The sequence below is a fragment of the Halostagnicola alkaliphila genome (assembly GCF_055379965.1).
Window position 1 is genome coordinate 341,775 of record NZ_AP043827.1, and the last position, 24,682, is coordinate 366,456.

Annotated in this window: 23 protein-coding genes; 6 read left to right on the top strand and 17 right to left on the bottom strand. The window is 60.0% G+C overall.

Annotation, left to right across the window (positions count from 1 at the left end):
- Positions 1 to 23: 23 nt before the first annotated feature.
- The gene (locus ACZ5C7_RS23615) at positions 24 to 170 is read right to left on the bottom strand and encodes a hypothetical protein (RefSeq protein WP_464378619.1); all 147 of its coding nucleotides are present in this window, start codon (positions 168 to 170) and stop codon (positions 24 to 26) included.
- Between the two features lie 376 nt (positions 171 to 546).
- Between ACZ5C7_RS23615 and ACZ5C7_RS23620 the strand changes: the two genes are divergently transcribed.
- Entirely contained in the window at positions 547 to 678 is a 132-nt protein-coding gene (locus tag ACZ5C7_RS23620) for a DUF7503 family protein (RefSeq protein ID WP_464378620.1), read from the top strand.
- Here ACZ5C7_RS23620 and ACZ5C7_RS23625 read toward each other — a convergent pair.
- Positions 675 to 2,741: a hypothetical protein gene (locus tag ACZ5C7_RS23625; RefSeq protein WP_464378621.1), complete on the bottom strand. Its 2,067-nt coding sequence runs from the start codon at positions 2,739 to 2,741 to the stop codon at positions 675 to 677. The genes ACZ5C7_RS23620 and ACZ5C7_RS23625 overlap by 4 nt on opposite strands.
- Positions 2,741 to 3,973: a DUF7504 family protein gene (locus ACZ5C7_RS23630; RefSeq protein ID WP_464378622.1), complete on the bottom strand. Its 1,233-nt coding sequence runs from the start codon at positions 3,971 to 3,973 to the stop codon at positions 2,741 to 2,743. The genes ACZ5C7_RS23625 and ACZ5C7_RS23630 overlap by 1 nt, the downstream gene beginning before the upstream one ends.
- A 107-nt stretch (positions 3,974 to 4,080) precedes the next feature.
- On the opposite strand from ACZ5C7_RS23630, the gene ACZ5C7_RS23635 reads away from it, so the two are divergent.
- Positions 4,081 to 4,467 (top strand): DUF7344 domain-containing protein, encoded by a 387-nt coding sequence (locus tag ACZ5C7_RS23635; RefSeq protein WP_464378623.1) that lies wholly within the window; start codon positions 4,081 to 4,083, stop codon positions 4,465 to 4,467.
- A gap of 63 nt (positions 4,468 to 4,530) precedes the next feature.
- Here the strand turns inward: ACZ5C7_RS23635 and ACZ5C7_RS23640 are convergent, their stop codons facing one another.
- Complete coding sequence (locus ACZ5C7_RS23640) at positions 4,531 to 6,069, bottom strand: stage II sporulation protein M (protein ID WP_464378624.1); 1,539 nt, start codon at positions 6,067 to 6,069, stop codon at positions 4,531 to 4,533.
- Between the two features lie 95 nt (positions 6,070 to 6,164).
- Between ACZ5C7_RS23640 and ACZ5C7_RS23645 the strand changes: the two genes are divergently transcribed.
- On the top strand, positions 6,165 to 6,560 hold the full coding sequence (locus tag ACZ5C7_RS23645) for an outer membrane protein assembly factor BamB family protein (RefSeq protein WP_464378625.1): 396 nt from the start codon (positions 6,165 to 6,167) through the stop codon (positions 6,558 to 6,560).
- Positions 6,561 to 6,731: 171 nt separating this feature from the next.
- On the opposite strand, the gene ACZ5C7_RS23650 is transcribed toward ACZ5C7_RS23645, so the two are convergent.
- The 7 genes from ACZ5C7_RS23650 to ACZ5C7_RS23680 all read right to left on the bottom strand — a co-directional run bounded on the left by ACZ5C7_RS23650 (position 6,732) and on the right by ACZ5C7_RS23680 (position 14,776).
- Positions 6,732 to 9,560, bottom strand: a complete 2,829-nt coding sequence (locus ACZ5C7_RS23650) for a DEAD/DEAH box helicase (protein ID WP_464378626.1) — start codon at positions 9,558 to 9,560, stop codon at positions 6,732 to 6,734.
- Positions 9,561 to 9,653: 93 nt separating this feature from the next.
- On the bottom strand, positions 9,654 to 9,866 hold the full coding sequence (locus ACZ5C7_RS23655) for a helix-turn-helix transcriptional regulator (protein ID WP_464378627.1): 213 nt from the start codon (positions 9,864 to 9,866) through the stop codon (positions 9,654 to 9,656).
- A 6-nt stretch (positions 9,867 to 9,872) separates the two neighbouring features.
- Positions 9,873 to 10,304: a DUF2178 domain-containing protein gene (locus ACZ5C7_RS23660; protein ID WP_464378628.1), complete on the bottom strand. Its 432-nt coding sequence runs from the start codon at positions 10,302 to 10,304 to the stop codon at positions 9,873 to 9,875.
- Between the two features lie 122 nt (positions 10,305 to 10,426).
- Complete coding sequence (locus ACZ5C7_RS23665) at positions 10,427 to 10,726, bottom strand: hypothetical protein (protein WP_464378629.1); 300 nt, start codon at positions 10,724 to 10,726, stop codon at positions 10,427 to 10,429.
- A gap of 116 nt (positions 10,727 to 10,842) precedes the next feature.
- Positions 10,843 to 11,727: a metallophosphoesterase gene (locus tag ACZ5C7_RS23670; RefSeq protein WP_464378630.1), complete on the bottom strand. Its 885-nt coding sequence runs from the start codon at positions 11,725 to 11,727 to the stop codon at positions 10,843 to 10,845.
- A gap of 26 nt (positions 11,728 to 11,753) precedes the next feature.
- Complete coding sequence (locus tag ACZ5C7_RS23675; protein WP_464378631.1) at positions 11,754 to 13,508, bottom strand: RPA family protein; 1,755 nt, start codon at positions 13,506 to 13,508, stop codon at positions 11,754 to 11,756.
- Complete coding sequence (locus tag ACZ5C7_RS23680; protein WP_464378632.1) at positions 13,505 to 14,776, bottom strand: Single-stranded DNA binding protein; 1,272 nt, start codon at positions 14,774 to 14,776, stop codon at positions 13,505 to 13,507. The genes ACZ5C7_RS23675 and ACZ5C7_RS23680 overlap by 4 nt, the downstream gene beginning before the upstream one ends.
- A gap of 196 nt (positions 14,777 to 14,972) precedes the next feature.
- Here ACZ5C7_RS23680 and ACZ5C7_RS23685 point away from each other — a divergent pair, with 196 nt between their 5' ends.
- The 3 genes from ACZ5C7_RS23685 to ACZ5C7_RS23695 all read left to right on the top strand — a co-directional run bounded on the left by ACZ5C7_RS23685 (position 14,973) and on the right by ACZ5C7_RS23695 (position 16,815).
- Entirely contained in the window at positions 14,973 to 15,332 is a 360-nt protein-coding gene (locus ACZ5C7_RS23685) for a hypothetical protein (protein ID WP_464378633.1), read from the top strand.
- A 148-nt stretch (positions 15,333 to 15,480) separates the two neighbouring features.
- On the top strand, positions 15,481 to 15,831 hold the full coding sequence (locus ACZ5C7_RS23690; RefSeq protein WP_464378634.1) for a DUF8109 family protein: 351 nt from the start codon (positions 15,481 to 15,483) through the stop codon (positions 15,829 to 15,831).
- A gap of 75 nt (positions 15,832 to 15,906) precedes the next feature.
- The gene (locus ACZ5C7_RS23695; RefSeq protein ID WP_464378635.1) at positions 15,907 to 16,815 is read left to right on the top strand and encodes an SMP-30/gluconolactonase/LRE family protein; all 909 of its coding nucleotides are present in this window, start codon (positions 15,907 to 15,909) and stop codon (positions 16,813 to 16,815) included.
- Between the two features lie 75 nt (positions 16,816 to 16,890).
- Here the strand turns inward: ACZ5C7_RS23695 and ACZ5C7_RS23700 are convergent, their stop codons facing one another.
- From ACZ5C7_RS23700 to ACZ5C7_RS23725, 6 genes are all read right to left on the bottom strand, one after another.
- Entirely contained in the window at positions 16,891 to 17,955 is a 1,065-nt protein-coding gene (locus ACZ5C7_RS23700; RefSeq protein WP_464378636.1) for a TrmB family transcriptional regulator, read from the bottom strand.
- A 146-nt stretch (positions 17,956 to 18,101) separates the two neighbouring features.
- Positions 18,102 to 20,303 carry a glycoside hydrolase family 3 N-terminal domain-containing protein gene (locus ACZ5C7_RS23705; RefSeq protein ID WP_464378637.1) on the bottom strand — a complete coding sequence of 734 codons (2,202 nt, stop codon included), beginning with the start codon at positions 20,301 to 20,303 and terminating at the stop codon, positions 18,102 to 18,104.
- Between the two features lie 77 nt (positions 20,304 to 20,380).
- Positions 20,381 to 21,472: an ABC transporter ATP-binding protein gene (locus tag ACZ5C7_RS23710; RefSeq protein ID WP_464378638.1), complete on the bottom strand. Its 1,092-nt coding sequence runs from the start codon at positions 21,470 to 21,472 to the stop codon at positions 20,381 to 20,383.
- Positions 21,469 to 22,617 carry an ABC transporter ATP-binding protein gene (locus ACZ5C7_RS23715; protein ID WP_464378639.1) on the bottom strand — a complete coding sequence of 383 codons (1,149 nt, stop codon included), beginning with the start codon at positions 22,615 to 22,617 and terminating at the stop codon, positions 21,469 to 21,471. The genes ACZ5C7_RS23710 and ACZ5C7_RS23715 overlap by 4 nt, the downstream gene beginning before the upstream one ends.
- Positions 22,614 to 23,687, bottom strand: coding sequence for an ABC transporter permease (locus ACZ5C7_RS23720; RefSeq protein ID WP_464378640.1), 1,074 nt, complete (start codon positions 23,685 to 23,687; stop codon positions 22,614 to 22,616). Before ACZ5C7_RS23720 ends, ACZ5C7_RS23715 begins: the two co-directional genes overlap by 4 nt.
- Entirely contained in the window at positions 23,668 to 24,678 is a 1,011-nt protein-coding gene (locus tag ACZ5C7_RS23725) for an ABC transporter permease (protein ID WP_464378641.1), read from the bottom strand. Before ACZ5C7_RS23725 ends, ACZ5C7_RS23720 begins: the two co-directional genes overlap by 20 nt.
- Between the last annotated feature and the right edge of the window lie 4 nt (positions 24,679 to 24,682).

Here is a 24,682-nt window from a genome sequence, read left to right on the forward strand (position 1 = left end):
GGAGATCTCCGTAGCACTTCGTGTTAGTGACCGAGCACTCGAAGGATGATGCCGAGTATAATTCCCGAGAGACCAACCAACAGGCCGACGCCCGGGATAACGGGAATCGGGATGAGGCCGATTGCGAGGACGATAGCGAGGATGATTACGACCGTCGACAGTCTGACCATAGCACACGTACTCGCTTTTTCAGGGTAGCTGTTTGGCTTGCTTGTGCATCTCTTTTAAAACGTAGCTTCTCAAGAAAATCAGGATTGATGACGTAATACTGTCGTAAGTGAGTGATACAATCAGTTACCAAAACCGTCCGGTATCTCTTTTTAGCACCATATGAGACCGCCGAAACACGTGACTCTATGTTCGTAAGATATGTTTACCGCACACCTGTATAAGACGATTTTGCTCGGAGCAGTGTGCTGGCCGTAAAACGTTATTTTCGTTTGTCGTAATAGCATTTTACGGGTGAAAGTATATATTAGCTATTAATTCAAGATCTTCTAGTAGTTCCAAAAAGCCCATAATATGTTGTTACCATGAATGGTAGTGATGTCCGAGACAAAAACCATTCCGAAGTTCGTAACCGATAACCCGCGATTACTCGGCGTACTGTTCACGATCTGCCTGCTGCTCTCCCAAGCCGGCACCGCTGCCGCCGCTAACGGCGGGACCGTCGCCTAGGGAAGATCGCCAGGAGAGACATCAACTGACCACCAAAATTCTTCGTCGATAATTGTCGGAACGCACTCCAGGGCAAGGAGGTTGACCACCTCCGGCAGAGAGAGCGTTATCGTCGGCAACGTGCCGCCCGCGAGGAAGTACCGATCGATGGACGGAGCGTAGGGTGTGTAACACGCACCCATCGCCGTTCCGAGCGTCGGATACGTTGTGATTTCGACTTTGTACCCTTGCCCGTCGGTTGCTTTGCTGATCTCGAGCAAGTTCGGGGTCCCGCTCTCCGATTGTGCGAGTTGGATGCCACCATCACCGATTACGGAATAATTTCCGTTGACGAGGCGGAGTCGTCTAGCAACGCCGAGCGAGGAGCGCAGCGAGTAACCCGTATCGAGGAGACCCGCGACTGTTCGACCGACTGCAGTTGCGTTTTTGTTGTCGACGGCTCCGTGAGTCACGATACCGCCGACGCCTCCCCTGTCGATCAGCGATTGTCCCTGGTCGTAGGACCGACAGCCGTTCAGCAAAAACGTGTCAACACCAACCGTCTCGAGTTCGTTCGCGTCGAGCGTCCCGTCGCGACACACGAACCCTCCTCGGTCGACGTGGCCGATGTAGTGAACGAAATCCAGATCCATCGTCAGGAGCGTTCGGAGTTCCTCGCGCGTAAGATCTCTTCGAATCGTCACGTCGAACGGAAGCTCGTCACGATTACCGTACAGATTGCCGTCGTCTAACTCGGCAGTCATTCGTTTGTCGTTACAAACGACGACGATTTCGATGGGGCCGCCGGTCGATCGGGAACTGTCTCGGTTTCGCACTCCTTTCAGGGACAGATCGTTAGCGTTGACCGCTCTATCGTCTCCGAACCACGCGCTCTCGAGGGTATCGGTTTCCGAAACCCGAACGTACGTCGAATCCGATGAACGTTCGGCGGGATCCGGCGGTGCTGTCGTCGATCTGATAAACGTCTCGTACCCCGGCGGTTGGTCCGCTTGCGGTCCACTCGTCTCTTGGTGTTCGACGTGGACGGTCGAAAGCGCGTTTGCCGCGTACGATAGCAGTTCTGCGGAGTCGGGTTCCGGAGAAAGGTGCGTCGAGAGGTACCACCTCGGAACGAGATCAGCCACCGTTTCGAACGGAACGTCGAGGTATCTGGTGACGCGTTCGGCGATCGGTGCGTCGTAAAGATCCCGAAGCGGGAGCGAAACTCGCTCGGCGAGTTTTCGTTCCTCGTGGAGCTCCATCGGATACTTTCCGACCGTTCTGGTGGCACAATCGAACAGCAGTGTTTGTTGCAGCGTCTCGGTCGCGGCCCCTTGTAGTCCATCCCGCCCGTCCAGGGTCCGTATTACCTCGCCGTCGGCGAGCAACTTGGCGTCGTCGCCCGGGATCACGCGAGCTCCGAGATAGTGGGCCAACGTCGCGACCGTGTACACAGATTCCCGATCGCGAGGGATCTCGATTTGAAGCCCGGTTTCGGGGGGTTCGATTTCGTCCGGGACGGATACCGTCTCACCGAGTTGAATCGTCGGTGGATGGCCTCTGAGAGACGGTAACGACCGCTCCGGGCTGGTCGTTTTGAGCGCGGACCCGAACGTCGAAACCGCCGTCATCAGATCCTCCGGTGTGGAGGTAGTCGTAACCGTTGTCGCCGGACGCTCGTGATAGGAACGAGCCGCGATGTCGACCGATTCGGTCCCTTCAAACGTGATCGCCATTCCGTCGCTCGTCGATTCAATACTAACAGCCCCTGAAACGCGGAGAAAGAGCTTTATCGGTGCCGTGATCTCGAGTTCGTACTCTCCGGCAGGGAGGTCCAGGGTGGCGAATTCGTGACACTCTGCCACGGTCTCTCCGTTCGAATCGCGGACGAAAATCGGGACGACGTACGGTAACTCCAACTGTGCTATCCGACACGAGACTGCTCGATCAACGGGGTCTCGAAATCGATCGCAAGAGACGGTCTCGAACGTCCCTGACGGACGGGTTACCAACGGGAACTGCCGCCCCTCGATATGGTCGGTTACGAGTATACTCGACTCGCCCTTCTCCTGAAATTCGATCATTATGCGATGGGGAACCACGTCGTTCGGTGTCCGGTTCCGGTCAGTGTCCACCGTTGTTCTAAATTGACGTTATTCATCCGAAGTTCGACGACTGCATCGAACAACGGTGCGAATGTCTCGACCTCGTCGCGGTCGATATCGACGGGAAACAGAAAGTGACCAATTCCTTGCTTCTCGTGGACTGTCTGGACCATTTGCTCTAAGGCATCGTACGCTGTTCCGAGACTACTCGAGCGGAGAATCGACCGAACGGAGTCGACGCTAACTCGTAGTTGTTCCGATGAGTCTGGTTGGTGCGTCGCAACTGTCTCTCGGACGGCTTCACAAAGGCCAGTCAACTCGCCCGAGATAGGAACGATGTTCAGGTCAGTACCGGTGAATTGAGCGGCTCCGGTGTCGGCTTTCGATGCCGACCGTGCCGCCGTCTGGTGTTCGATAACTGTCCCCTCGGAAGGGGAAAACCCGGCGAGAGACAGACGACGTCGTACGGTGTCGATGTCCTGGCCGTGGAGGACGAATGTCGGCGAGTGAATCGCTCCCGGTTGACCGAGCAACGTCGAAGCGGCGCGATCCAATTCTTGCTCCGGAACGGAACCGACCACGAGGAGTGCTGCACCGGATCGTTTGAGGCTGGTAAGCGAGGGTTCGACAATGATCGATCCGTCGGGATGGATCACAACTTCGTATCCGCCAATGGACATGAAAAGACGACTATCGCTTCGAGTCACGTTATTTGGTCGCGGTCGAAGAAGCCGGTTGATCGGGTCGGCGTCGATCTTCTCGATCAGTGATTCGATGACTTGTGTAGCCATTCGATCGGACGAGTTCGCAACCGCCTGCCCGATCGACCAGTGGAGTGGACCGGATTCTGACCAGCCGTGATTGACCGTCGTTGAAAGGTTGTCTAGATCGGAATTTTGTTCGGTGGGATAAACTTCGATACATCCGTCATCGAGAAGTAAAACGGTGTTTTCTTTCCACGATACTTCGAGGGCGACTCGAACGCCGTTTGGTGGGCCAGCCGAACTTCCATCGAAAATCTGATCGGTACAGTCGGGATCGATTCGATCGTTTAGCGTGGCGAGATCCATTGGATCGGTATTTGACGCCTTGGCAGCGGACCCGACGCACGCGGTGCTTGCCTGTTCAGCCTCCGGATCGAGCGTTCGGCTCGTTAGCGGCTTCGGAGCGGTATAGAACGGCCACCGATCGCCTTCTTCACCGGAATTCATTACCAATAGAACGGGATCGATCGTTGAATATCATTCGGTCAGTAATCCGAATAATATGAAGTTCTGCTGTCCGCCGTTTTATTACCGCTGAGGGTGTTCGTCCTCCCATGAGCGATGATGATTGGCCGGACGATAGCGTGACCCCACATCTCTCAAACCAGGAAACACGCCGTCAGCTCGATCACACCTTAGAGACTCTTGCCAATCGTCGAAGACGTAACTTGCTGTATCATCTCACTGCGGTCGAGGTTACAGATATAGAGACGTTGACGATAAACATGGCCTCGGAATACGAAGGGATCTCCACAACGGACGTTTCGTCCACGCTTCAAGAACAGGTTCACCTGGAACTAATCCACCAGCACCTCCCGAAACTGGATGATATCGGTCTAGTCGAATTCGATCGCCGGAGCGGAGCGGTCCGTTGTCGAGACTTTCCACCCATGGCTAAACAGTGTCTCGAACTCTGTAGAACGCTCGAGGTGAAGGAATGAGGATAGCTAACATTGGCAAACCTCCTCGAAAGGAACGACAAGCAAAATTGACAGCAAGTACGGCTAGAAGAACGGCCGATAGTAGAACGGGCTGATGAATCCTTCGACGAACCCGGCGATTGCGAGAAGAACCCCGATACCGATGAGAACCCAGAACGCTCGCTCGAGTTCGTCGGCGAACGCCGCTCGAGTTATCGAGCCGGTCGTCGCTTTCCAGAACACTACACCGAGGTGAACCCCGAGGGCTCCGGCAAAGATGATCGCCGGGATCTCGAAGATTCCGTGCGGGATGACGAACGCGAGTAACTCGAGGGGCTCGACCTCGAGTCGGGCGGTGGCACCGAGGAAGACGCCGTTGAACGCGATTCCGAAGATGGCCGGAATTGCGAACGCGAGCCCGGAGAAGGCGGTCGTCAATGCGACCATCCAGTTGTTACCGAAGAACTCGAGAGCCGCCGTCGGCGGCATGATCCCTTCGATTCGTTCCGAGATTGCCGCATCGAGTATTCCTTCGAACGGGGCGGCGGCCATCCAGCCGGCGACGAAGGTTCCGACGCCGACTATCAGGACGAACGCGTGCGTTCCGGGTGTCGCGCGAACGAAGCCACCCAGGCTGTCGAGACCGCGACGAACCCCACCCGTGAACTGCGATCGGAATGACGATTCGATTGGAGCAGGAGGTGCGATTTGACCGCGATAACCGCCGTATAGTGCCGTTTTCAATAAGTCGAGTGCCGGAGTGACGAGCAAGAGCGTAACGAGCGTGACGACGCTTCCGGAACCGACGACCGATAGAACCGAAATCACCGACACGAAGCCGATCGATGCGATGAGTGCGATGATAAAGTAAAAGATCGCCTCGACGGGTGCCGATCGAATGAACCCGGCGGCGTTCGAAAGTGACCCGAAGACGGTGGTATCGTCGACGACGACGGCGACCGGAGCGAACGTGAACACGGCTCGAATCGCAATAATAGCGCCGAACCAGACGAGCGCACCGATGAACGCGACGGGAATCGCGAGGAGTGCAGAATCCAGAACAACGATCGACATCATCGCAACGAGTCCGATTCCGACCGCGAGAAAGAGAGTCACCAGTATCCACAGGACGACCTCGAGAACGTACAGTCCCAGCATCGAGAGCCAGAACCGACGAGTGCCCGCGATTCCTGCGACCATGCCCCGTTCCGTACGGAGTCGGGCATAACACGTCGCAAGTTGGCCTGCGGACGCGACTGCGTAGAGGCCAATCGAGAACACGATCATGAGAAGAACCGTCGCGAGGAGTGTCAACCCCGACACTACCCCGACGAGTGGGGTGAATCCCGACTCGATCGCTATCCACACCTCGTTCATCCACTCCGCGAACGCCTCCGGATTCTGTTCCGGATTCGGTGCGGTTCCCTCGATGCTCTCGATTTCGGTTCGAATGGCCGCGATAGTTCCTGTCGCCCAGAGAAGAATCCAGACAGCTAGGATTCCGAGGAAGGGGAACACGCGAGCGATTGCCGGAACCGCGCCGCCGAGAATGTAAAACGGCAGCAGATCCCCCGGCTTGCGTAGTGATCTGCCGACCGCCGATACTGCTGTTGAAAGTTTCATCGCCGTGACTACAGTATTGTAAGGACGATCATATATTCTTGTTCATCAACACGCACCCTGCCGACTACTGTGAACGAAATTTGCTTGTTGTCTGGATGACTGTACGAACCTATTCCCCCGATCGACGAACGTTTTTAGCTGTCGCTGAGAGCGCTACGCTCGGTGGCTGCTCGAGATTGCTCGGCTCTCCACCCGATGAACCGCCCGCGCCTGGAGTCGAGGAACTCCCGGATTCGGACGGTCACGTCTACGGCGCAAACGGAAGCTGGTCGAGTTTCGGTTGCAATGGGGCCAATACTCGCGAAGTTAGCGACGGGAAGACACCCGTCGACGGCGTCTCCGAACGGTGGCGAGTCGAGACCATCCAGACGTCGCATCAGGCTCCCGTCGTCGCGAACGGACGCGTGTTCCACCTCGAGTCACAGCGGACGCTCCGAGCCCTCGATGCGACGGACGGCTCGGAGCTGTGGACGCCAACGCGGTGCCGTTAGTCCGTGACGGTGTCGCGTACGTTTCGGTCTGGAATACGGTTTCTGCGCTCGAAGTCGATACGGGCGACCAGTACGGTGATGAGGAACTGATCTGTGGAATCGGGGAACGGATCGTCGCACTCGACCCCGACGACGGCGATCTCGAGCGGTGGTTGTGCTCGAGGGAACGAGTTAATCCCAGAACGCTTGCGTCCGTGCGTATTGGCGCTCCTTCGAGAGAATGTCCCGATAGAACTCGTCCTCGTTTTCTCGAAGCTTGTTGATAATCTGGGCGGCGTTGTGCGGGCCGACGCCTCGAGCCGCCATCGCGATCACCGCCTTACTGCCGTGACTCTGGACGAGGCTCGCGCTCCGATACGCTCGTTCGGTCATCGAGCGCTGTTCCTCGTCTTTTTCCCGTGCTCGGACGGCGTCGACGACCTCTTCGGCCCACGGGTTCAGCGCCGCGATGCGCGTCGAGCCACACTCGGGACATTCGGGTTGCTCTCGCACCCGTCCGACCTTTGTTTTGACCTTCCAGTCCGTACAGTGGGTACACAACAGGATGATGCGGTCGTTCTGAATGCGCTCTCGAACCGTCTTGATGACGCTCGCGTCGGCGTTTTCGGGGGCGAGCAGTTCCTTGCCCGACGATCGACCGCCGAGGCCCACGGGCGTTCGACCGCGGGCCGTCACCACCTCTAGCGACCCCGACTGTATCGCCTCGAGTACTCGACTCGCCCGGTTCACGTCGAGATCCTCGTGAAACACCTCTCGGATCGCTTCCTCGTACATCGGCGTCTCCTCGAGTGCGGACAGCAGTCGGTCGTTCGACATCCGTCCGGATCCCTGCCACCGTTTGAGCGCGCCGAACTTCGCCGAGACCTGCGCGAGTCGAAACGCGAGCGCGTCCGAACGCTTGAGCCCCAACTCGAGTATCGACTCGACGTGTTCGGGGTCCGTTTCCTCGAGCACGTCCAGCACATCGCTCGTCGCAACCGAACTCGGAAGGTCGAGTTCGATCCGATACGGGTCCGTCTCGAGACCCACGCTCGAGCCGCTCTGCTGGCCGAGCAACGATGAAAGCATCCGTCCGAGCGTTTCGTTCGTCGTGTGCCCGAAGGGCGCGTTCAGGACGACCGTTCGACCCTGGCGCTCGAGCAGGATTCGATCCCGCGTCGGCATGGCCGTCCCAGTCTGGATGTGGTCCTCGAGTTGAGAAACCGCCTCCGTGAGCGTGTAGTGGTCCGCAGGATACCGATCCTCGAGTTCTCGAGCCACGGCCCCGGCGTCAGCACCGGACTCGAGTTGGGGTGCCGTGACGCCTCGAAGCTCGCCGACCTCCTGTGCGACGTCGTAGGGAACGGGAATTTCCTGGCCGATCCAGGAGGGAATCTCGCCGGCCGGATCCTCGATCGGGCTGACCTTCACTTCGTCTTCGTCGTCGTCGATTTCTGCGATCCGCCACATCTCGCCGCGCTGGACGAAGATCTCTCCCGGCGCGGCGAAGTTGACGACGAACCGCTCGTCGAGCGTTCCGATCTGTTTTCCGGAGGCGATGTCGTGGACCTCGTACGTTGCCTCGTCGGGTATCATCGAGAGATTGGCGTAGACGTACTGCCAGGTCCCGCCGGTCGTCTCGATCCGGTCTTCGCTCTCGTCGAACCAGACGATTCGATTGCGATGGAGCTCCGAGAGGATTTCTCGGAACGTCTCCTCGGTGAGATTTCGGAACGGGTATGCCGCGGAGACAGTCGAATACACGTCGTCGACGAACGTCGAGCCGCGACTCTGGACGAAACCGGGAATTTGGTTCGCGACGACGTCGAGGCTTCCCTCGTGGATCGACGCCGGTTCGACCTCGCCGTCTCGAGCCCGCCGTGCGATGGCGAGCGCTTCGAACGTATCGTCGGGTCTGGTCGTGACGACGGTCCCGCTCGAGACCTCGTCTCGCCGGTGGCCCGCCCGTCCCACCCGCTGGAGGAGCCGCGCCACCTGTCGCGGGCTCTGGTATTGGACGACGTGATCGACGCGTCCCACGTCGATGCCGAGCTCCATCGAGGAGGTACACAACAGTGCGTCGAGTTCGCCTCGTTTGAATCGATCCTCGACGTCGATCCTGGCCTCCTTCGAGAGCGAACCGTGATGGACGCCGATGGGAAGGTCGAGTTCGGTAAACCTCGAGCCGAGCGCTTCGGCCGTTTGGCGGGTATTAACGAAGATGAGCGTCGACTCGTGGGCGTCGACGATGTCCCGAATCAATCGGACGTGACTCGCCGTCTCCGCACTGGTCATCAGTTTTCCGGACAGTCGATCGTCCTCGTCGGTGACTTCGGGCTCGCAGACCGTGACGTCGACGTTGCTCCCGACGTCGATTTCTCGTATCGTACAGGGACGACCCCCGGTCAGGAACTGGCCGACCGCTTCCGGGTCGCCGACCGTCGCGGAGAGTCCGATCCGTTGAAATTCACCCGAAAGGTGCCTGAGACGTTCCATCCCGATCGCGAGCTGTGCCCCTCGCTTGGAGGCGGCGAGCTCGTGAACCTCGTCGATTACCACGTGAGAAACGTCCGTAAGCCCGTCGCGAAGCCGCTCACCCGTTAGCATCGCCTGGAGCGTTTCGGGCGTCGTGACGAGGATGTCCGGCGGATCTTCGGCCTGCTTTCCTCGCTGGTATTGTGTCGTATCGCCGTGGCGAACGTCGACCTCGAGTCCGAGGTACTCACCCCACCACTCGAGGCGTTCGCGCATATCCCGGTTTAGCGCACGAAGCGGAGTGACGTACAGCGCGCCGAATCCGTCCGGTGAATCGCCCGAAACGAGGTCGTCGAAGACGGGGAGCATGGCCGTCTCGGTTTTGCCACTCCCGGTCGGAGCGATGACGAGCGTATCCTCACCGGCCGAAAGCGGCGGAATCGCGAGTCGCTGCGGTGCCGTCGGCGTCGAAAAACCGCGTTCGGAGAGCGCGTCACGAACCGTCTCGCCGAGGTTGGTAAACGCCGCGACGTCCCCGTCGATCATCGAACACAGGTAGGGGAGAACGGCGGATAAGCGCCACGCTTTGGGAATCGACCGCTCCGCTCAGTCGCTGTTGACGAGTTCAAAATCGGGTCGTTACGACGGTTCGTCGCCGTTCTGACTCGGCTCGAATATCGCTTCGATCTCGCACTCGAAGTGCGAAGCGAGTTTGAACGCCAACTCCAACGACGGGTCGTATCGATCGCGTTCGATGGCGTTGATGGTCTGTCGAGTGACGTCGACTGCGTCGGCGAGCTCCCCCTGACTGAGGTTTTGCGTTTCTCGTCGCTCGGGTAGATCGTTATCCATCGGAGATCAAAGTCGACGGGAGACGATCGTGTAACAGGCACCCCAGACCAGGTACATCGCGGAGGCGGCGTAGATCGCTCCCCACATCGTCGACGTGATCGTTATGTGTCCCGCCGCGCCCAACGCGTACACCGCGGGAATGACGCCGATACCGACGACGAACGCGATGGACATCGCAAGTCCGCTCGCGCGCTGAGAGATCTCCTCGTCGCGTTCGTCGTAGAACCGGACCTCGCTCCAATTGGGAAGTAAGTACGCCAGACCCGCACCGAGCCAAACACCGAAGAGATAGATCACGGTCCCTGCGTACTCCTGGTTAAACAGAAGACCCGCAATTAGTCCCACGATCGCTATCGCAAAGATCGCATACACGATTCGTTCGTACACTTTTCGGGTTCGTTCGGGCGTGCCAACGGTTGGAAGTACGGTGTCGGACATGCTTTACAGTAAAGCATACTTTACACCTAGTATTAAACCCATCGCTCATTACCAAGTTGATAACTCTACACGGTCGGGTACGCCGTTGATACGCTGTCGTGGCCGACTTTCCGCAATCGATTCTACTCGAGGCCCCACTCCTCGTCGTTCACTCTCACAGTCGCGAGCTCGTCGCGGTCGCCCAGCAATCTGAACGAGAATCCCGCACCATCGCGTTCCGTCTGGATATCGAGCGTCGTGACGTCGGCGGTCACCTCCTCGACGATTGCGTCGCTCTCCGCCGAGCCGTCCGATTCGAGTCCGTACTCGTCGTAGACGACGCGAGTCGACGCTTCGACCAAATCGTCCTCGCCGTAGACGTCAGCATCGATTCCACCCGTTTCGGTATCCCGTACCTCGAGTCGATACGTTTGGAGAGGCATACCCGAAACGTACACGGACGGTCGAAAGGAAATTCGGCTTTCGTACGCCGACACGATGGTGCGAACGCGATCCGATTCGGATCCGAGTCCGTCGCCGGAGGCACCCAATTTGCTCGTCAAACCTCGCGGAACGGCCCCAGTCGCGTTCCGTCGAGCAGATATGCCTCGGCGTCGGTGATTCCTTCGGGTAAAAACGGCGCGAGAAACGACTGGCCGGGAACGTTCACCCACGTCCCGCCGACGAGGTCGTTGAAAGCCGGAAACGCGACCGCTCGCGGTGGCTGACCGCCGTCGATCCACGACACCCCGTCGTACTCGTCACGCTCCGCAAACGGCTCCGGGTCGAGTCGCCCACGGAGCCAGATCGGTTCCACGCGACTCCCGCCGACCTCGTCCTCGAGACGAATACAGGGATGTTCGTGACCGAAACAGACGATGTCGGCCTCGAGAACGTCGGGCGTTGGCCACGTGTGTCCGTGACAGACGCCGAGCGGACCAAGCCGGATGCCAGTTCCCGGAACGATTTCGAGCGTCCGTTCGCCCCTCCCGATCGAACTGTCGCCCTCGTTCGTATCGGCGTTACTTTCGGCGGGTTCGTTCGTCTCGTCGCGATCGACATCGAGCCACGTTTCGATCGCCCCGTCGTGGTTTCCTTTCACCAGAGTTACCGATACGCCTCCGGGAATCGTTTCTAGCAACACCTCGAGTTCGCCGCGTTCGGCTCCGCCCGGATCGCCAATGGCGTGCATCAGATCGCCACAGACGACGAGACGGTCCGCCCCGGTTCGCTCGAGGAGTTCGACCAACCGCTCTCGGCGGTCGGAGGCCTGACTCGGCACGTCAATACCCTGTTCGTAGCGCAAGCCAGCTTCGTATCCGGCGTGGTAATCGGATACTACCAGCGCTCGCTCGTCCTCGAGCGTCGCGACCGCCGCGGGTGCTCCCGGAACGGGCTCGAGAACTGCCCCGCTGTCAGTATCGGGTTGAGAAGGTGTGGCCATTCGGTCTGAGAGTTTCTCTCGTCGGCTTAGATCGCCTTGAGGGTCTCGTCGTCAGGTTCGTAACACTGTCCGCCCATCAACGCCTCCTGAATGGCGTCCTCGACATCGTCCGGATCCGCGCCCGTTTCGTCGACGACGTTCGAGACTACCGTTGCTCGGTCCGCGCCGTCGCCGTCGTCGAGCCGGTTCATCGTTTCGATGACCTGGGCTTGAACATCGACTTCCTCGTCAACGTCGCCATCGGATTCGAAATCGGACCCCTGTTCGGTTTCAGCACCGTCAGTTGCGTCGGGATCCGTTTCGGCGTCGTCAGCTTCCGTGTCGTCGATCTCTTCGAGGTCCGTCGCGGCTCCCTCCGGTTCCTCGGTGGCCGCTTCATTCGAGGATGACCCAACGGCGTCTTCCGTCGAGGCGTTTGGGTCTTCTTCATCGCCGTCCGGGACATCGATATCTGCCGATCCGGGGTCGTCAACATCGGCCCCGGTCGAGAACTCCGCGCCGAACTCGTCCTCGAGTTCTTCGCGTTCTTCGTCGTCCATCTCGTACATCCCGTCGTCGAACCCTTCACTATCGAAGTCGCCGAGATCCTCGTCTTCTGAGTCGTCGTCCGACTCGATCGTTTCGGACATTTCGGTGCCCGAATCGACAGCGGCAGTGTCGTCGGATGCCATCTCGTCGCTTTCGGGGCTCGAGTCCTCGTCCGAATCCGAGCTTCGCTCGTCGGTCGACTCCACGCCAGATTCGTCGGTCGAATTCGAAGCCGCCTCTGCAGTCGGTTGTGTGTCGGCATCGGATTCGATGTCGGCGTCCGTCTGAACCGAGTCGGTCGGTTCGACTGAGTCGGAGTCTGCGGACGATGATAGCTCCGCGGATACGTCAGTTTCCGGCGTCTCGGATTCTTCAGCGGAGCCGAGTAGTTCGTCGGATTCCGATCCACCGGACGGGGCGGTCGACGCCACCGCCGTTTCGCTCTCGAGTTGCTCATCAGCTTCTTCCGTAGCGGTATCCGGAACCGCCGCCTGAATTTCTGCAGCGTCGACCTCCACGGGGCAATCGGTTGCGATGTCCTCGAAGGATTGACTTTCCGGATTCGTCTCGTTCGGACGAACGGTGAACTCGTCGACCGTCTCTCGGTCACCGGCGATAACTTCCGCCGTTTCCAAAGCGCGTTCGTACAGGGCCTCGAGATAGGTTGGCGTCGTTCCGTAGTGATCCTGCGCGAGCGTGATTCCTTTTGCGAGTGGCTCGTGGACGCCCGCTTCGACGAGCGCGTCGCGAAGTTCGGTGTCGTAGGCGTCTACCTCAGCGGCACGCGCATACGTACCGATGCGATCTATCGTCTGCTCGGCTGCACTGACGACCCAGCGATCGCGCGTCTCCGCGTCGACGGCTGCGATGCTCTCGGGTCGAATTGACGTGTAGACCTGGTCCGAATCGTCGGGCTGGAACGTGCGAGCTTTTCCCGTTATCGCGACGAACTCGGGCGGCTCGAGTTGTTCTAAGGCGGCGAGTTCGTCGGGTTGGTACTGTCCGGCGTAGACGACGAACGCGCCCGTTGGGTCGACGATGCGGGCCCGAAGCATTTCGTCGTTGACCGCCGAGATTTCCGTCAGCGTCCCGACGATAAACAGTCGGTTGAGTCGAGCACCGGTCGGCGTGATCACGTAATTGGGCGCTCGCTCCTCGTCGCTTTCGGCGTGCGAAAGCGTCGAATCGTCGTATTCGGCGGCGAACAGCCGGTAGGCAATCTCCCTGTTTGGCGTCGGCGATTCGGCGCTCATGCTCGCACCTCCTCGAGGAAGCTACTCGCACGCACTGTCGGATCCGTCGCGCTCTCCTCGAACGTTTCCGCGTCGAGGTTGGCTCCGTACTCGTCGACCGAGAGGTGGCCCCGAATCGAATACTCGCGACCGACGATTTTCTCGCGAATCGTATCCGCGACGACTTCCTGATCCATGGCCTCGCGGGCCTGCTCGAGGGCGTCTTCGAGGTCGCCGCCGTAGACCTGCTCGGTCAGTTCGTCGTCGAGGACGACGGTGACCGTCCCCGTCCCGTCGTCGAGGATCGCTTTCACGCGAAGGTCGTCCTCGCCGTCGACGGAGCCGTGCGTTCGACACTGCCCTTTCTGGACGACGCGATTGCACTCGGGACAGCGCTGAATCAGTCCGGAGCCGTCGCGAACGGCGATAACGTTTCCGACGAGTTCGACATCGTAGACGCCGCCGGTTGCGACCGCCTCGCCGATTCCCATCGTCGTCGCGTCGCTCCCGACTTCGATTTCCGTCTCGAGACTCGAGACGGCCGAGAACTCGGAGAGGTTTACTTCTGGAACGCCCCGGAACTCTCGGACGTAGGCGTTTTCGATGCGAATCGAGGCTCCCGGTTCGATTGCGGGATCGGGATCCCAGCAGGTAAACGGAAGTCGGCCGGATTCGTCGCCGAGGACGCCGCTCAAAATCTCCGTCTCGCCGTCGCGCCCGTCGATCGTTCGACGTTCGGATTCGACGATCTGGACGTCCACGGAAACGGCTCGATCTCCCGTTTGCAGGTCGGCAATTTGTGCGTCGCCGCCGATCTCGTAGGGGATCTCGAGCGATTCCTCGAGGAACGAAAGCGACGTGCTCTCGCCGAGGTTGAGTTCGGGTTCGCCGTCCCACTCTCGCACGCCAGCGTTGCCCGCGGTGACCGTATCGCCGGCGGAGAGTCCGAAATCCTCCCAGGCGGTGTAGTCGATAACGCCCGTCTCGTCCGCGAGTCGTCCCTCCACGATGACGTGATCGTCGCCCTGGTAGCGGATCGACCGCTCGCCCGCGGTCAGGACGACGGCGGTGATCGTTACGTTGCCGTCGTCAGTCGTGATCTCGCCGACGTCTTTGGACGACGGCGTGCCGCCGCCACCCGTATCGTCGCCGTATTTCCGTCGAAGGCTCTGTTTCGCTTCGTCGATCGGCACGCTGTACTCCACGAGATTCTGTAAGTCCGCTTTGACCTCCTCTTTGTCAATACCGAGATCGGAGGCAAGATCCTCGGCATGGTTCTCGAGTTCCATCATCGGGTATTTCGAGTGGGGGCCTCAAAAGCGTTCCCGCATCAGGGTGAAAGTGAAAAGCGGTCCCAAACGGTCTCGAGACCGTGTTGGTAGTAAGTCATTACCACGATCTATAGTACCTCCCATTACCTCCCGGTCAGGTGGCAGAGTCAGGGTCAAGCCCTATATCTGCTCCTTTCCTAATTCGTCCGTTATCATGTCAGTAGAGACAGTCTCTTCGTTGCGATCGAATCGACCCGGTGGACCTCGGTTACGGCTCGCGTTTTTCATTACGTGGTTCGCGGACTTGGTCGCATCCGTTCACCTTTTTCTCGTCCCGTACGCTCACGAACTCAACCCGATTACTGTCATGTTCTACGAATTCGTCGGATTGCCAGGCGTCGTCCTTGCAGCTGTTTCCTATGCGGTGGTCATCCTGGCGATCGGTTACGTCCTTTCGAGTCCGTTCGACGTGGGATTCGTTGCTGTCATCGTCTCTGCGTACGCGTTCTTTGCCAGTAACAACATCGTATTGTTGCTCTTCCGCGAACCGTTGTTGGACAAGATTGTCATCTGAGGACAGCCCAGCGACGCTCGGTTTGAGGAGACAATTCACACAGCTAGGCGAATCGGCTTCGCTACTATTTTCTGCAAACTCATACTGCTATCGGCCTAAGCGACTCACAAAGACTAACGCTTATGTACACAAGCGGTTTTGCTTGTGTATGCGCTACCGAACGCTACTCGAGCAACGAATCGATACCTGGGAGGACGGTCACGGCGTCGTCCAAATAGTCACCCCCGAATCGAGCGACGACACCGAGCTTCGATTTTGTTATTACAAGGAAGGTGAGTTCGTCAACCGCCCACTCACCATCGATCCGACGGCGCAGACCGCCGAGCGAACGGTCGAAGTCGTCGAAACCATGTCGAGTCTTGCACGGACGTTTACCCCTGACGAAATCGCTTCGCTCGTCGACGAACTCGGCGAGGAACGGATCCTCGAGCTCGCCGTCCTGATCGAGGAACTCGGTAAAAGCCGATTAGTCGAAATTCTCGAGGATCGACCGTCGTAGCTCGGACCACGACCGTCGATTCGCGACGATGCACACAGAGATAGATTCAAGGGAGCCGGTACGAGTTAGTCGTTTGTGACTTCCCTCGAGCAAATTGCAGACACGCGTGCGGGAACCGGTGAAGGGCCGCTGTGGCACCCAACCCAAAACTGCCTGTTCTGGGTCGATATTCCTGCCGGGCGCTTATATCGTTTTGATCCCCAATCCGGCGAAAATACCGTCGAGTACGAAACCGACGGGGCACCGCTGGGCGGGTTTACGATCGAAGCCGACGGCGCACTTCTGTTGTTCGAGCACGGGTCCGTCCGTCGGTGGGATCCCGAATCGAGCTCTGCATCGAACCACGGCGGTTCAGGAGCAGCCAGCGCACCACTCGTCCTCGAGGTCGACGCCGAGACGCGATTCAACGACGTGATCGCCGACCCCGAAGGCCGGGTGTTCTGTGGGACGATGCCCAGCGAGAACGAGCTCGGCGACCTGTACCGGATCGATCCCGACGGCTCCTCTCGGATCGTTATCGAGGATGTTGATATCCCAAACGGAATGGGATTCTCGAGCGATCTCGAGACGTTCTATTTTACGGAATCCGAAGCGAATCGGATCTACGCGTTCGCCTACGACCGGGACACCGGCGACCTCTCGAACCGACGAACGTTCGTCGAAACCCCCACAGATGACGGCGTTCCCGATGGAATGACGGTCGACGCGGCGGACAACGTCTGGTCGGCCCGCTGGAACGGAAACCGAGTCGTTCAGTATGACGCCGACGGAACCGCAGTAACGGAAATCGACGTTCCAGCACGGAAGGTTTCCGCGGTCACGTTTGGCGGCCCGGAGTACGGAGATTGCTACCTGACGACCGCACTCGACGGCGGAAGTCGCGACACCGAGGGTGACGGGGCCGGTGCCCTGTTTCGCGTTCCCGCCGACGAAATCGATGCCACCGGCGTTCCCGAGTTCCGGTCGAAAATCGGGCTCGAGTAAGCGAACGGTGTTGTGCCAACAACGAACGAACGGTTTCTGTGTCGATCTCTTAGAAGCGGTCCGAACGGCACCGTCTCACAGCGGCGGAAACTCGAGCCCTTCGATCCGGAGGACCTCCGCCTCGATGTCTTCGACAAGCGCCCCCCAGCCGCCGATCGTGTAGAGTCCGTTCTCGGTCTCGAGAAACAGCGTTACCTGTCCAGCCAACTCCGTGTACGTCGGACTTCGATTCGACTCGAACTGGCCGTTGCTGGTGATGTGGGCGAGCGTGCCCGTTACGTCGAGTAACTCGCCGGTGGTCGTATCGTGGCCGATAATTCGGACCGTGATCTCGGCGTTGTCAGAGAACAGGGGAGAGACGTCGTGGACGAATCCCTCGACGCTGACGTACGTCGGCGGATGATCGCTCGAGACGTGTATCGATTCGTTCTGCGCCCAGAGACAGGTGAGAAAGTACCAGTGAAGGATAAATGAGAGGATTTCGTCGCCGATCGTCACGCCGTAGGGCTCGTCGGCGTGGACGTTCGGGGAGAAAAAGACGTACAACCGGTCGACTATCGCGAGAAACGGGCCCGGAATTGGACAGCGACGCACTTCAAGGACGCCGTCGGGAACTGAGACATCCGCATCCCCGGCATCGTACACGCTGATCTGGACCAGCACGTCGCGTTCTTCGATCGCCGTTTCGATCGTCGAACGGAGTTCACGGAGTTGCGATGGCGTGACGGCGAGTTCGATGGCTCTCTGCGCTCGGGCGATTGCCTCTGCTGTTCGCCGGAGGATCGTCTCCTTTCGTTTCAGGACGCTCACGCGCGATTCCATCGGATCCGGTTGTTCCCACCGGTCTTCGATTTCGTCGGCGGCGTCGGCGAGGATTTCGCTTTTGTTCCGCAATCGGTTGAGAACGTCCATCGGCTCTCTGGGCCGGGCGTGAAGCCGGTCGCGTTCGATAGTTTCGACGAACCCTTGCTCCTCGAGCGCCCGGACGACGTCGTATATCCGCGACGACGAGACCGAGGAGTGCTCGGCGATCCTGACGACGGGTGAGGGTCCCAACTCGAGTAAGGTCAGATAGGCGTCGGCTTGCTGGCCGGTGAGTCCGGCTTCCTCGAGCGCCGTTTTGAGAGTGTCCGTTTCCATGCTCAGTATCCGTTCGCGCCCGACCAAAAATATTGCGTGCGTGATACGATCGTCGCGATACGCTTTGAACGGCGATCGCCCATTTTGACCGCCCAATAGATCACGGATGGCGAACGACCGTTCTGTAATCGACACTCGGCCTACACTTATCGAACGTCGAACGACACCCGTTCTCCGGCACAGGAAATTTCGAACGTTCCCGACTCGACGGTCTTTCGACCCTCCGAGTCCGTTACGGCGAGGGAATCGTTCGAGACTGTGATCTCGGCTGTTGTCGACTCGCCGACCTCGAGATCAACGCTCGTAAAGCCGACGTGTTCTCTGACGGGTCTCACCCGCGAACTCACGCGATCCCTGAGGAAGAAGTCGAGCGACCGCACCCCCGACCGATCGCCGACGTTCTCGACGGTGATTCGGGCGCTAATCGACTCCGCAGAGCCGATTTCATCGCTCCCGACCTCGAGGCCCTTACACGCGAACTCTGTGTAACTCTCCCCGTGACCGAACTCGTAGAGCGGATCGTAGGTCTCGGGGTGCTCGTCGCGTCCGATCGGCGTCGGATGCGCGACGTGGTTGAACCGCGTTGGAAGGTGACCCGTCGAACGAGGCACGCTGATTGGTAACCGACCGGACGGGTTGTGCCTGCCGAATAAGACGGCAGAAACGGCGCGTCCGCCCTCGCTTCCCGGATAATATGATTGTAAGATCGCGGGAACGTGTTCGTCCGCCCAGGGAATCGAAAGCGGACGGCCGGTAATCAACACAAGGACGGTCGGGGTCCCGGTTTCCCGAACCGCTTCGAGCAATTTCCGTTGTGCGGGCGGCAACTCCAGTCGCGTTCGGGTGGGATCCCCGCCGGTCGTGCCGGCGAGTTCCTGCGGACCGAACTCGTGGAAGTACCAGTTCTCCCCGAGGGCGAGCACGGCGACGTCCGAATCGGCCGCGGACGCGGTTGCAGCCTCGAGGTCGACCGACTCGGTCGTCGTGGCACCCTGTTCGTATCGAACCGTCGTATCGGGTCCGACGGCTCGTTCGATCCCCCTCCGAACGGTCACGCCGGAGTCGGGTTCGGGGTGCTTTACGCTCCAGCCGCCGTACTGATTCCGAAGCGAATCCGCGTTCGGCCCCGCGACCAGAACCGAATCGAGGTCCGACGACAGTGGGAGGAGCCCTCCTTCGTTTTTTAATAGCGTTTGGGACTCGAGTGCAGCCTGATACGCTCGCTCTCGGTGATCCCGAGTACCGATCACCGTCGTCTCCCGATCGATGTCGACGAACGGGTCTTCGAAAAGCCCGAGATCGCGTTTGATCTCGAGAACTCGTCGAACCGCGTCGTCGATTCGTTCCTCGGAGAGCTCGCCGTCGCTGACGAGCGACTCGAGGTGGTCGGCGTACTCCGTTCGCCCGATCGAGATCTGATCCAGCCCGGCCCCGATTGCCGCCTTCGCCGAATCGCGCTGCGAGGCGGTTACGCGGTGGTCCTCGTGGAGCATGTCCACGCCGCCCCAATCGGAGACGACTGCGCCGTCGAAGCCGAGACGCTCGCGGAGGAGTTCGGTCAGGTACCGCCTCGAGCCGTGGGCCGGCTCGCCGTCGATCGAGTTGTAACACGGCATCACGAGCGAGGCCCCGGCGTCGATCGCGTCGCGGAACGGCGGAAGCAACTGCTGGTGGACGGTGCTCGGCGACCGATCGACGACGGCGGCGTCCTCACCGGCTTCCGGATCGCCGTAGGCCGGGAAGTGTTTGACCGTCGCGGCGACTCGAGGACCGTCGTCGGCGGACTCGAGTCCGCGAACGGCCGCGCCGGCGAACGCACCGCACAGGAGCGGGCTTTCGCCGTACGTTTCGAACGTTCGGCCCCAACGCGGGTCTCTGGTAACGTCACAGGTCGGCGCGTAGTTGACGTTCGCGCCGGTGGCTCGCATTTCGGTCGCAGTGACCGTCCCGGCCGCGTACGCGTGGTCGGTGTTTCGCGTCGCGGCGACGCCGAGCCCGTGGGGAAAAATCGTCGCCTTGTTCACGTACGCGTGCCCGTGGACGGCGTCGACGGGAAGCAGGAGTGGAATGCCGTGTTCCGTCTCCTCGAGTGCGGTTCGCTGAAGTTCGTTCGCCATTTCGGCCACACGGATCGGATCGTGGTGGTTCGAGACGCCGATTCCGAACGCCGCGACCGTTCCGACGTGAGAGTCGACGACCATCTGCCGTGCGTCCTCGAGAGTTATGTCTCGATCCATCGATCCGACGTACGTTCCGACGAGTTGGCCGACTTTTTGTGAAAGTGGTAACTCGTCGATTAGCTCCTGGATAGTGACGTCTCTCGACGCGGGGCTAGCTCGGGCTGTCATACGAGTGGTAATTGATTGCACGGCACATAAATCCGATGGACGTTCGGGACGATTCGATCACCGAAACGGACGAGAGCTCAGTCCGACCGGGCTGATTCGGCTGATAATTCGTCCTTGAGCGGCGGACTCGACCAGTACTCGTGGTCCTCGTCTTCGCGGAAGCAGGCGACCTCGTGATCCGCGTCGACATCCATCGGCTCCGGTTGTTCGCGCGTACAACACTCGCGAGCCCCTGGACAGCGCGTGTGGAACCGACAGCCCGACGGTGGGTTCTTCGGATCCGGAATATCGATCCGTCGAACCGGCGGTTCGCTCGAGTCGGCTCCCGCACGAAGGTCGGGCGTGGCCCACCTGAGAACCTTCGTGTAGGGGTGTTTCGGGTTATTGATGATCTCTTCGGCTGGCCCGATCTCGACGAGTTGCCCGAGGTACATGACGCCGATTCGACCGCCGCCGTGAGCGGCGAAGTAGCGCGCGTTCGAGAGGTCGTGGGAGACGGCGACGAAGGAGGTGTCGAACTGGTCTTGCAACTCGAGCATGAGGTCCATCATCTCGACGCGCAACGACACGTCGAGCGCGCTGATCGCCTCGTCCGCGAGGATGAGATCGGGGTCCATCAACAGCGCCCTGACGAGGGCGACGCGCTGTTTCTCTCCACCGGAAAGCTGGTGTGGATAGCGGCCGGCGTAGTCCTTCGGCGGCGTCATACCGACGCGCTCGAGCATCGACAGAACCTCCCGCCGCCGATCACCGGCGCTCATCCCCGATTGCCATCGTTTCAACGGGGCTTCGAGGATTTTTAGCACGCGTCGATTGGGGTTGAGCGAACTCCCCGGATCTTGGTGGATGATCTGGAGCGAACGGCGGATATCAGCGTACGGGATTTCGACGTCGCCGTTCTTGTCCTTCGCGTCCCAGATATCCTGCCCCCGGTAGCGGACGCTGCCGCCGGTCGGCCGCTGGAGGCCGATCGCCGTCTTCCCGAGCGTCGTTTTGCCACAGCCCGATTCGCCGACGAGCGCGACGACGTCGTTTTTCTCGATGTCGAGCGAGACGCCGTCGACGGCCCGGACGACGTCCGGATCGCCGAACTCTAGTAGCCCCGTACTCTCCTCGAAGTGGACTTCGACGCCCTCGAGCGAAACGAGCGCCTCCTCTCGGTCGCTCATTGGTCACCACCGTCCGTTTCCGCTCTCCCCTCCGGATTCTGGGGATCGCTCGAGACCGAGGATTCCGCGGCGCATGGACTATTCTCCGCCGCCTCCACCTCCACGTTGAACGGAATCGCGTCCGGGGCGTCCTGCCAGTGATAACAGGCAACGCTGTGATCGTCGGAAACTGCCTGCAGCGACGGATCTTCGGCGACGCACTCGTCGTCCGCGAGGGGGCATCGGGGGTGGTACGAACAGCCCGGCGGCACGTCGACCGGGTCGGGTGCCGATCCCTCGATCGGGCGCATCTCCTCGAGCGGCGCGTCGAGGTTCGGCGTCGCGTTCAACAACGACCGCGTGTAGGGATGGGAACCGTGGCGAAGGATCTCCTCCGTCGCTCCGATTTCGACGAGTTCGAACGCGTACATCACGGCGAGACGATCCGCCAGTTCCGCGACCAACGGCAGGTCGTGCGTGATGAAGATCAGCGTCAGGTCGTACTTCTCCTTGAGCGACTCGAGCAACGAGAGGATCGAGCGTTGCATCAGCAGGTCCAGCGCGGCTGTCGGCTCGTCCATCACGAGCACGTCCGGTTCCAGCACCAGCGAGAGCGCGATGAGCGCTCGCTGTTTCATTCCGCCGCTTAACTCGTGGGGATACGACGGGAGCACGCGGTCGGGGTCGAGGTACAGATCCTCGAGGAGTTCTCGAGCGCGATCCATTCCAGCCCCGATATCGTAGTCGTGTGCCTCGATCGTTTCCTCGAAGTGCGCGCCGACCTCCATCGTCGGGTTGAACGAACTCATCGCCCCCTGAAACACCATCGAGATGTCTTCCCAGCGGTGTTTGAGGAGTTCGCGTTCGCTAAGCTCGAGCACGTCGACGGGTTGGCCGTCCGCCGGACGGTACGTTACCTGTCCCGACAGCACGCCGGGGTCAACGACGGCGTCTAGCATCGCGGACGCGAGCATGGATTTGCCGCTCCCGCTCTCGCCGACGATTCCGAGGACCTCGTTTCGCTGGATGTCGAGGTTGACGTTGTCGAGAACGCGAGAAACCCCGCGGTCCATCTCGAAGACGACCTCGGCGTCCCGGAGCTCGATGACAGGGTCGGCCGTCTCGTACAGTGCTCGATCGGTGTGTGATTGGTCGTACGTACTCATTGTGGGACTCGTGTGATATCGTCATCATCCGATTCGTCGGCCGGTTCGGTTCGTCCGCTGTGTCGAGTGCGAACGCGCGGGTTGAACAGTCGATCGGTCCCCTGTGCGAACAGGATCAGGCCGAACGACAACACGATGATCGGAATCATCGGGATGATCAGCATGTAGGTCGTCGCCGGGTTGTACAGCGCCCCCGCCGTCTGGTAGGCGAGGTTCATCATCACGCCCCAGTTTTCGACCGTCTGGAACGAGAGGATGCCGAGGAAGTACAGCGCGACGCTGTCGTAGATAACCCGTCGAGCCGAGTAGACGAAGTTGACGGTGATGTACGGCATCAGGTTCGGCAGGATGTCCTTCTGAATCACTCTGGGCGTACTGATCCCCATCGTCCGCGAGGCTTCGACGTAGGAGTGCTCGCGGAGCGTCAACACCTGCGAGTGAATCGTTCGAGCGATTCCCGCCCAAACGTTGATCGTGATGATGATCCCGATGAACCAGGGGTTCTGCGGGTTGATCAGTACGACCAGGACGATCACCAGCGGCAGTCCGGGAATCGTCATCGCGACGTCGCTGATCGTCATGAGGACCCGCTCGGTCACTCCGCCTTTGTAGCCGGCGACCGTTCCGACCGCAGTCGCCATCACGGTCGCGAACACGGCACCCGCGAGGATCATCTGTAACATCATCGGCGTCGCGTGGACGACTCCCGCGAGGATGTCACGGCCCTGATTGTCCGTGCCGAGCAGGTGATCAGAACTCTCGAACGGCTGCAGTGACTGTGGCCCCTGATTCGAAATCGGCTCCTCGAGAATTGTGACGTTCTCGAGAACCCAGAACGTCGAGGACGAAACCCACGCGAGGGCGGCCATGGCGATGAACCCGAGGATGATCGTCAGTCCGACTTTCATCCGCCAGTCTTCCCAGGCGATAGCGAACGGTTCGCGAACCGCCTCCTGAAACCACTCACCGTACCGTTGGCGTCGACTAATCTGGGTGAGTTCGGCGGTGGCGAACATCTCGCCGCCGTCGGTCCGGGGTTCTCGTTCCTCGTCAGTAGGACTCACTGTCATCACCCGATTTGATCCGCGGATCCAGTTTGCTGTAGGTCGCGTCGCCGACGAACAGGGCGATGACGACGGCCACCGTGATGACCAGGAACGTCCCCATCATCAGGGGCATATCCTGATACTCGATGGCCTGGTACATGTAGTAGCCGATGCCGGGGTACTGGAAGAGCTCCTCCAAGATGATCGAGCCGCCGAACATGAATCCGATCGAAATGAGAAGGCTCGTGTACATCGGCAACACGGCGTTTCGCCCGACGTAACGAAGCGCGATTCGTCTATCGGAGAGCCCACGCAAGCGGGCGACGCGCACGTAGTCCTCACCGAGAACCTGAATGCTGTTCCCGCGCATCGCGAGGGCGGTCAACCCGTACACCGTCAGCACGAAGGATGCCGCGGGCAGGATCGCGTGGTGAAAGGAACCGACGATGAACTGAATGTTGAACCCGGGTTCGACGACCGCAGGGTATCGTCCCCGAGCGGGAAAGATTGCCGTCCGGTTTCCGAGATACGCAATGAACAATACGGCAGCGACGTAGTACGGGACCGAGGTCGTGAATATCGCGATTCCGGTCTGAGAGATGTCGAACCTGGTTCCCTCCTTGTAGGCCATCATCGCCCCGAGCGAGAGCGCCAGTCCGAAGGTGATCAGCGTACTGATCGCCATGAGGAAAATCGTCCAGGGGAGCGCCTCGGCCAGAATCGTGGCGACATCCCTGTTCAGATACACCGAATGACCGAAATCACCGCGAACGAGCCCGCCCATATACTGCAGGTAGGCCTCGTGAACCGGCGCATTCGGATCGATGTTGATTCGATGTTGTACCTGTTCTCTGATCACTTCCGCCGGAATGTCCGAGCCCTGGCTTTCGTGGATTCGCGCGACGATGATGTCTTCCGCGCCGCCGGGCATCAGTCGAATCAGGCCGAACGAAATCGTCGCGACGGCCCAGACGGTAAACACCGACTGCCCGATCCGTTTGAGCAACCAATTCATAGCG

Coding starts and splice junctions, on each gene's coding strand:
- ACZ5C7_RS23615 (WP_464378619.1), bottom strand. CDS start 170: ATGGTCAGACTGTCGACGGTCGTAATCATCCTCGCTATCGTCCTCGCA.
- ACZ5C7_RS23620 (WP_464378620.1), top strand. CDS start 547: ATGTCCGAGACAAAAACCATTCCGAAGTTCGTAACCGATAACCCGCGA.
- ACZ5C7_RS23625 (WP_464378621.1), bottom strand. CDS start 2,741: ATGATCGAATTTCAGGAGAAGGGCGAGTCGAGTATACTCGTAACCGAC.
- ACZ5C7_RS23630 (WP_464378622.1), bottom strand. CDS start 3,973: ATGAATTCCGGTGAAGAAGGCGATCGGTGGCCGTTCTATACCGCTCCG.
- ACZ5C7_RS23635 (WP_464378623.1), top strand. CDS start 4,081: ATGAGCGATGATGATTGGCCGGACGATAGCGTGACCCCACATCTCTCA.
- ACZ5C7_RS23640 (WP_464378624.1), bottom strand. CDS start 6,069: ATGAAACTTTCAACAGCAGTATCGGCGGTCGGCAGATCACTACGCAAG.
- ACZ5C7_RS23645 (WP_464378625.1), top strand. CDS start 6,165: ATGACTGTACGAACCTATTCCCCCGATCGACGAACGTTTTTAGCTGTC.
- ACZ5C7_RS23650 (WP_464378626.1), bottom strand. CDS start 9,560: ATGATCGACGGGGACGTCGCGGCGTTTACCAACCTCGGCGAGACGGTT.
- ACZ5C7_RS23655 (WP_464378627.1), bottom strand. CDS start 9,866: ATGGATAACGATCTACCCGAGCGACGAGAAACGCAAAACCTCAGTCAG.
- ACZ5C7_RS23660 (WP_464378628.1), bottom strand. CDS start 10,304: ATGTCCGACACCGTACTTCCAACCGTTGGCACGCCCGAACGAACCCGA.
- ACZ5C7_RS23665 (WP_464378629.1), bottom strand. CDS start 10,726: ATGCCTCTCCAAACGTATCGACTCGAGGTACGGGATACCGAAACGGGT.
- ACZ5C7_RS23670 (WP_464378630.1), bottom strand. CDS start 11,727: ATGGCCACACCTTCTCAACCCGATACTGACAGCGGGGCAGTTCTCGAG.
- ACZ5C7_RS23675 (WP_464378631.1), bottom strand. CDS start 13,508: ATGAGCGCCGAATCGCCGACGCCAAACAGGGAGATTGCCTACCGGCTG.
- ACZ5C7_RS23680 (WP_464378632.1), bottom strand. CDS start 14,776: ATGGAACTCGAGAACCATGCCGAGGATCTTGCCTCCGATCTCGGTATT.
- ACZ5C7_RS23685 (WP_464378633.1), top strand. CDS start 14,973: ATGTCAGTAGAGACAGTCTCTTCGTTGCGATCGAATCGACCCGGTGGA.
- ACZ5C7_RS23690 (WP_464378634.1), top strand. CDS start 15,481: ATGCGCTACCGAACGCTACTCGAGCAACGAATCGATACCTGGGAGGAC.
- ACZ5C7_RS23700 (WP_464378636.1), bottom strand. CDS start 17,955: ATGGAAACGGACACTCTCAAAACGGCGCTCGAGGAAGCCGGACTCACC.
- ACZ5C7_RS23705 (WP_464378637.1), bottom strand. CDS start 20,303: ATGACAGCCCGAGCTAGCCCCGCGTCGAGAGACGTCACTATCCAGGAG.
- ACZ5C7_RS23710 (WP_464378638.1), bottom strand. CDS start 21,472: ATGAGCGACCGAGAGGAGGCGCTCGTTTCGCTCGAGGGCGTCGAAGTC.
- ACZ5C7_RS23715 (WP_464378639.1), bottom strand. CDS start 22,617: ATGAGTACGTACGACCAATCACACACCGATCGAGCACTGTACGAGACG.
- ACZ5C7_RS23720 (WP_464378640.1), bottom strand. CDS start 23,687: ATGACAGTGAGTCCTACTGACGAGGAACGAGAACCCCGGACCGACGGC.
- ACZ5C7_RS23725 (WP_464378641.1), bottom strand. CDS start 24,678: ATGAATTGGTTGCTCAAACGGATCGGGCAGTCGGTGTTTACCGTCTGG.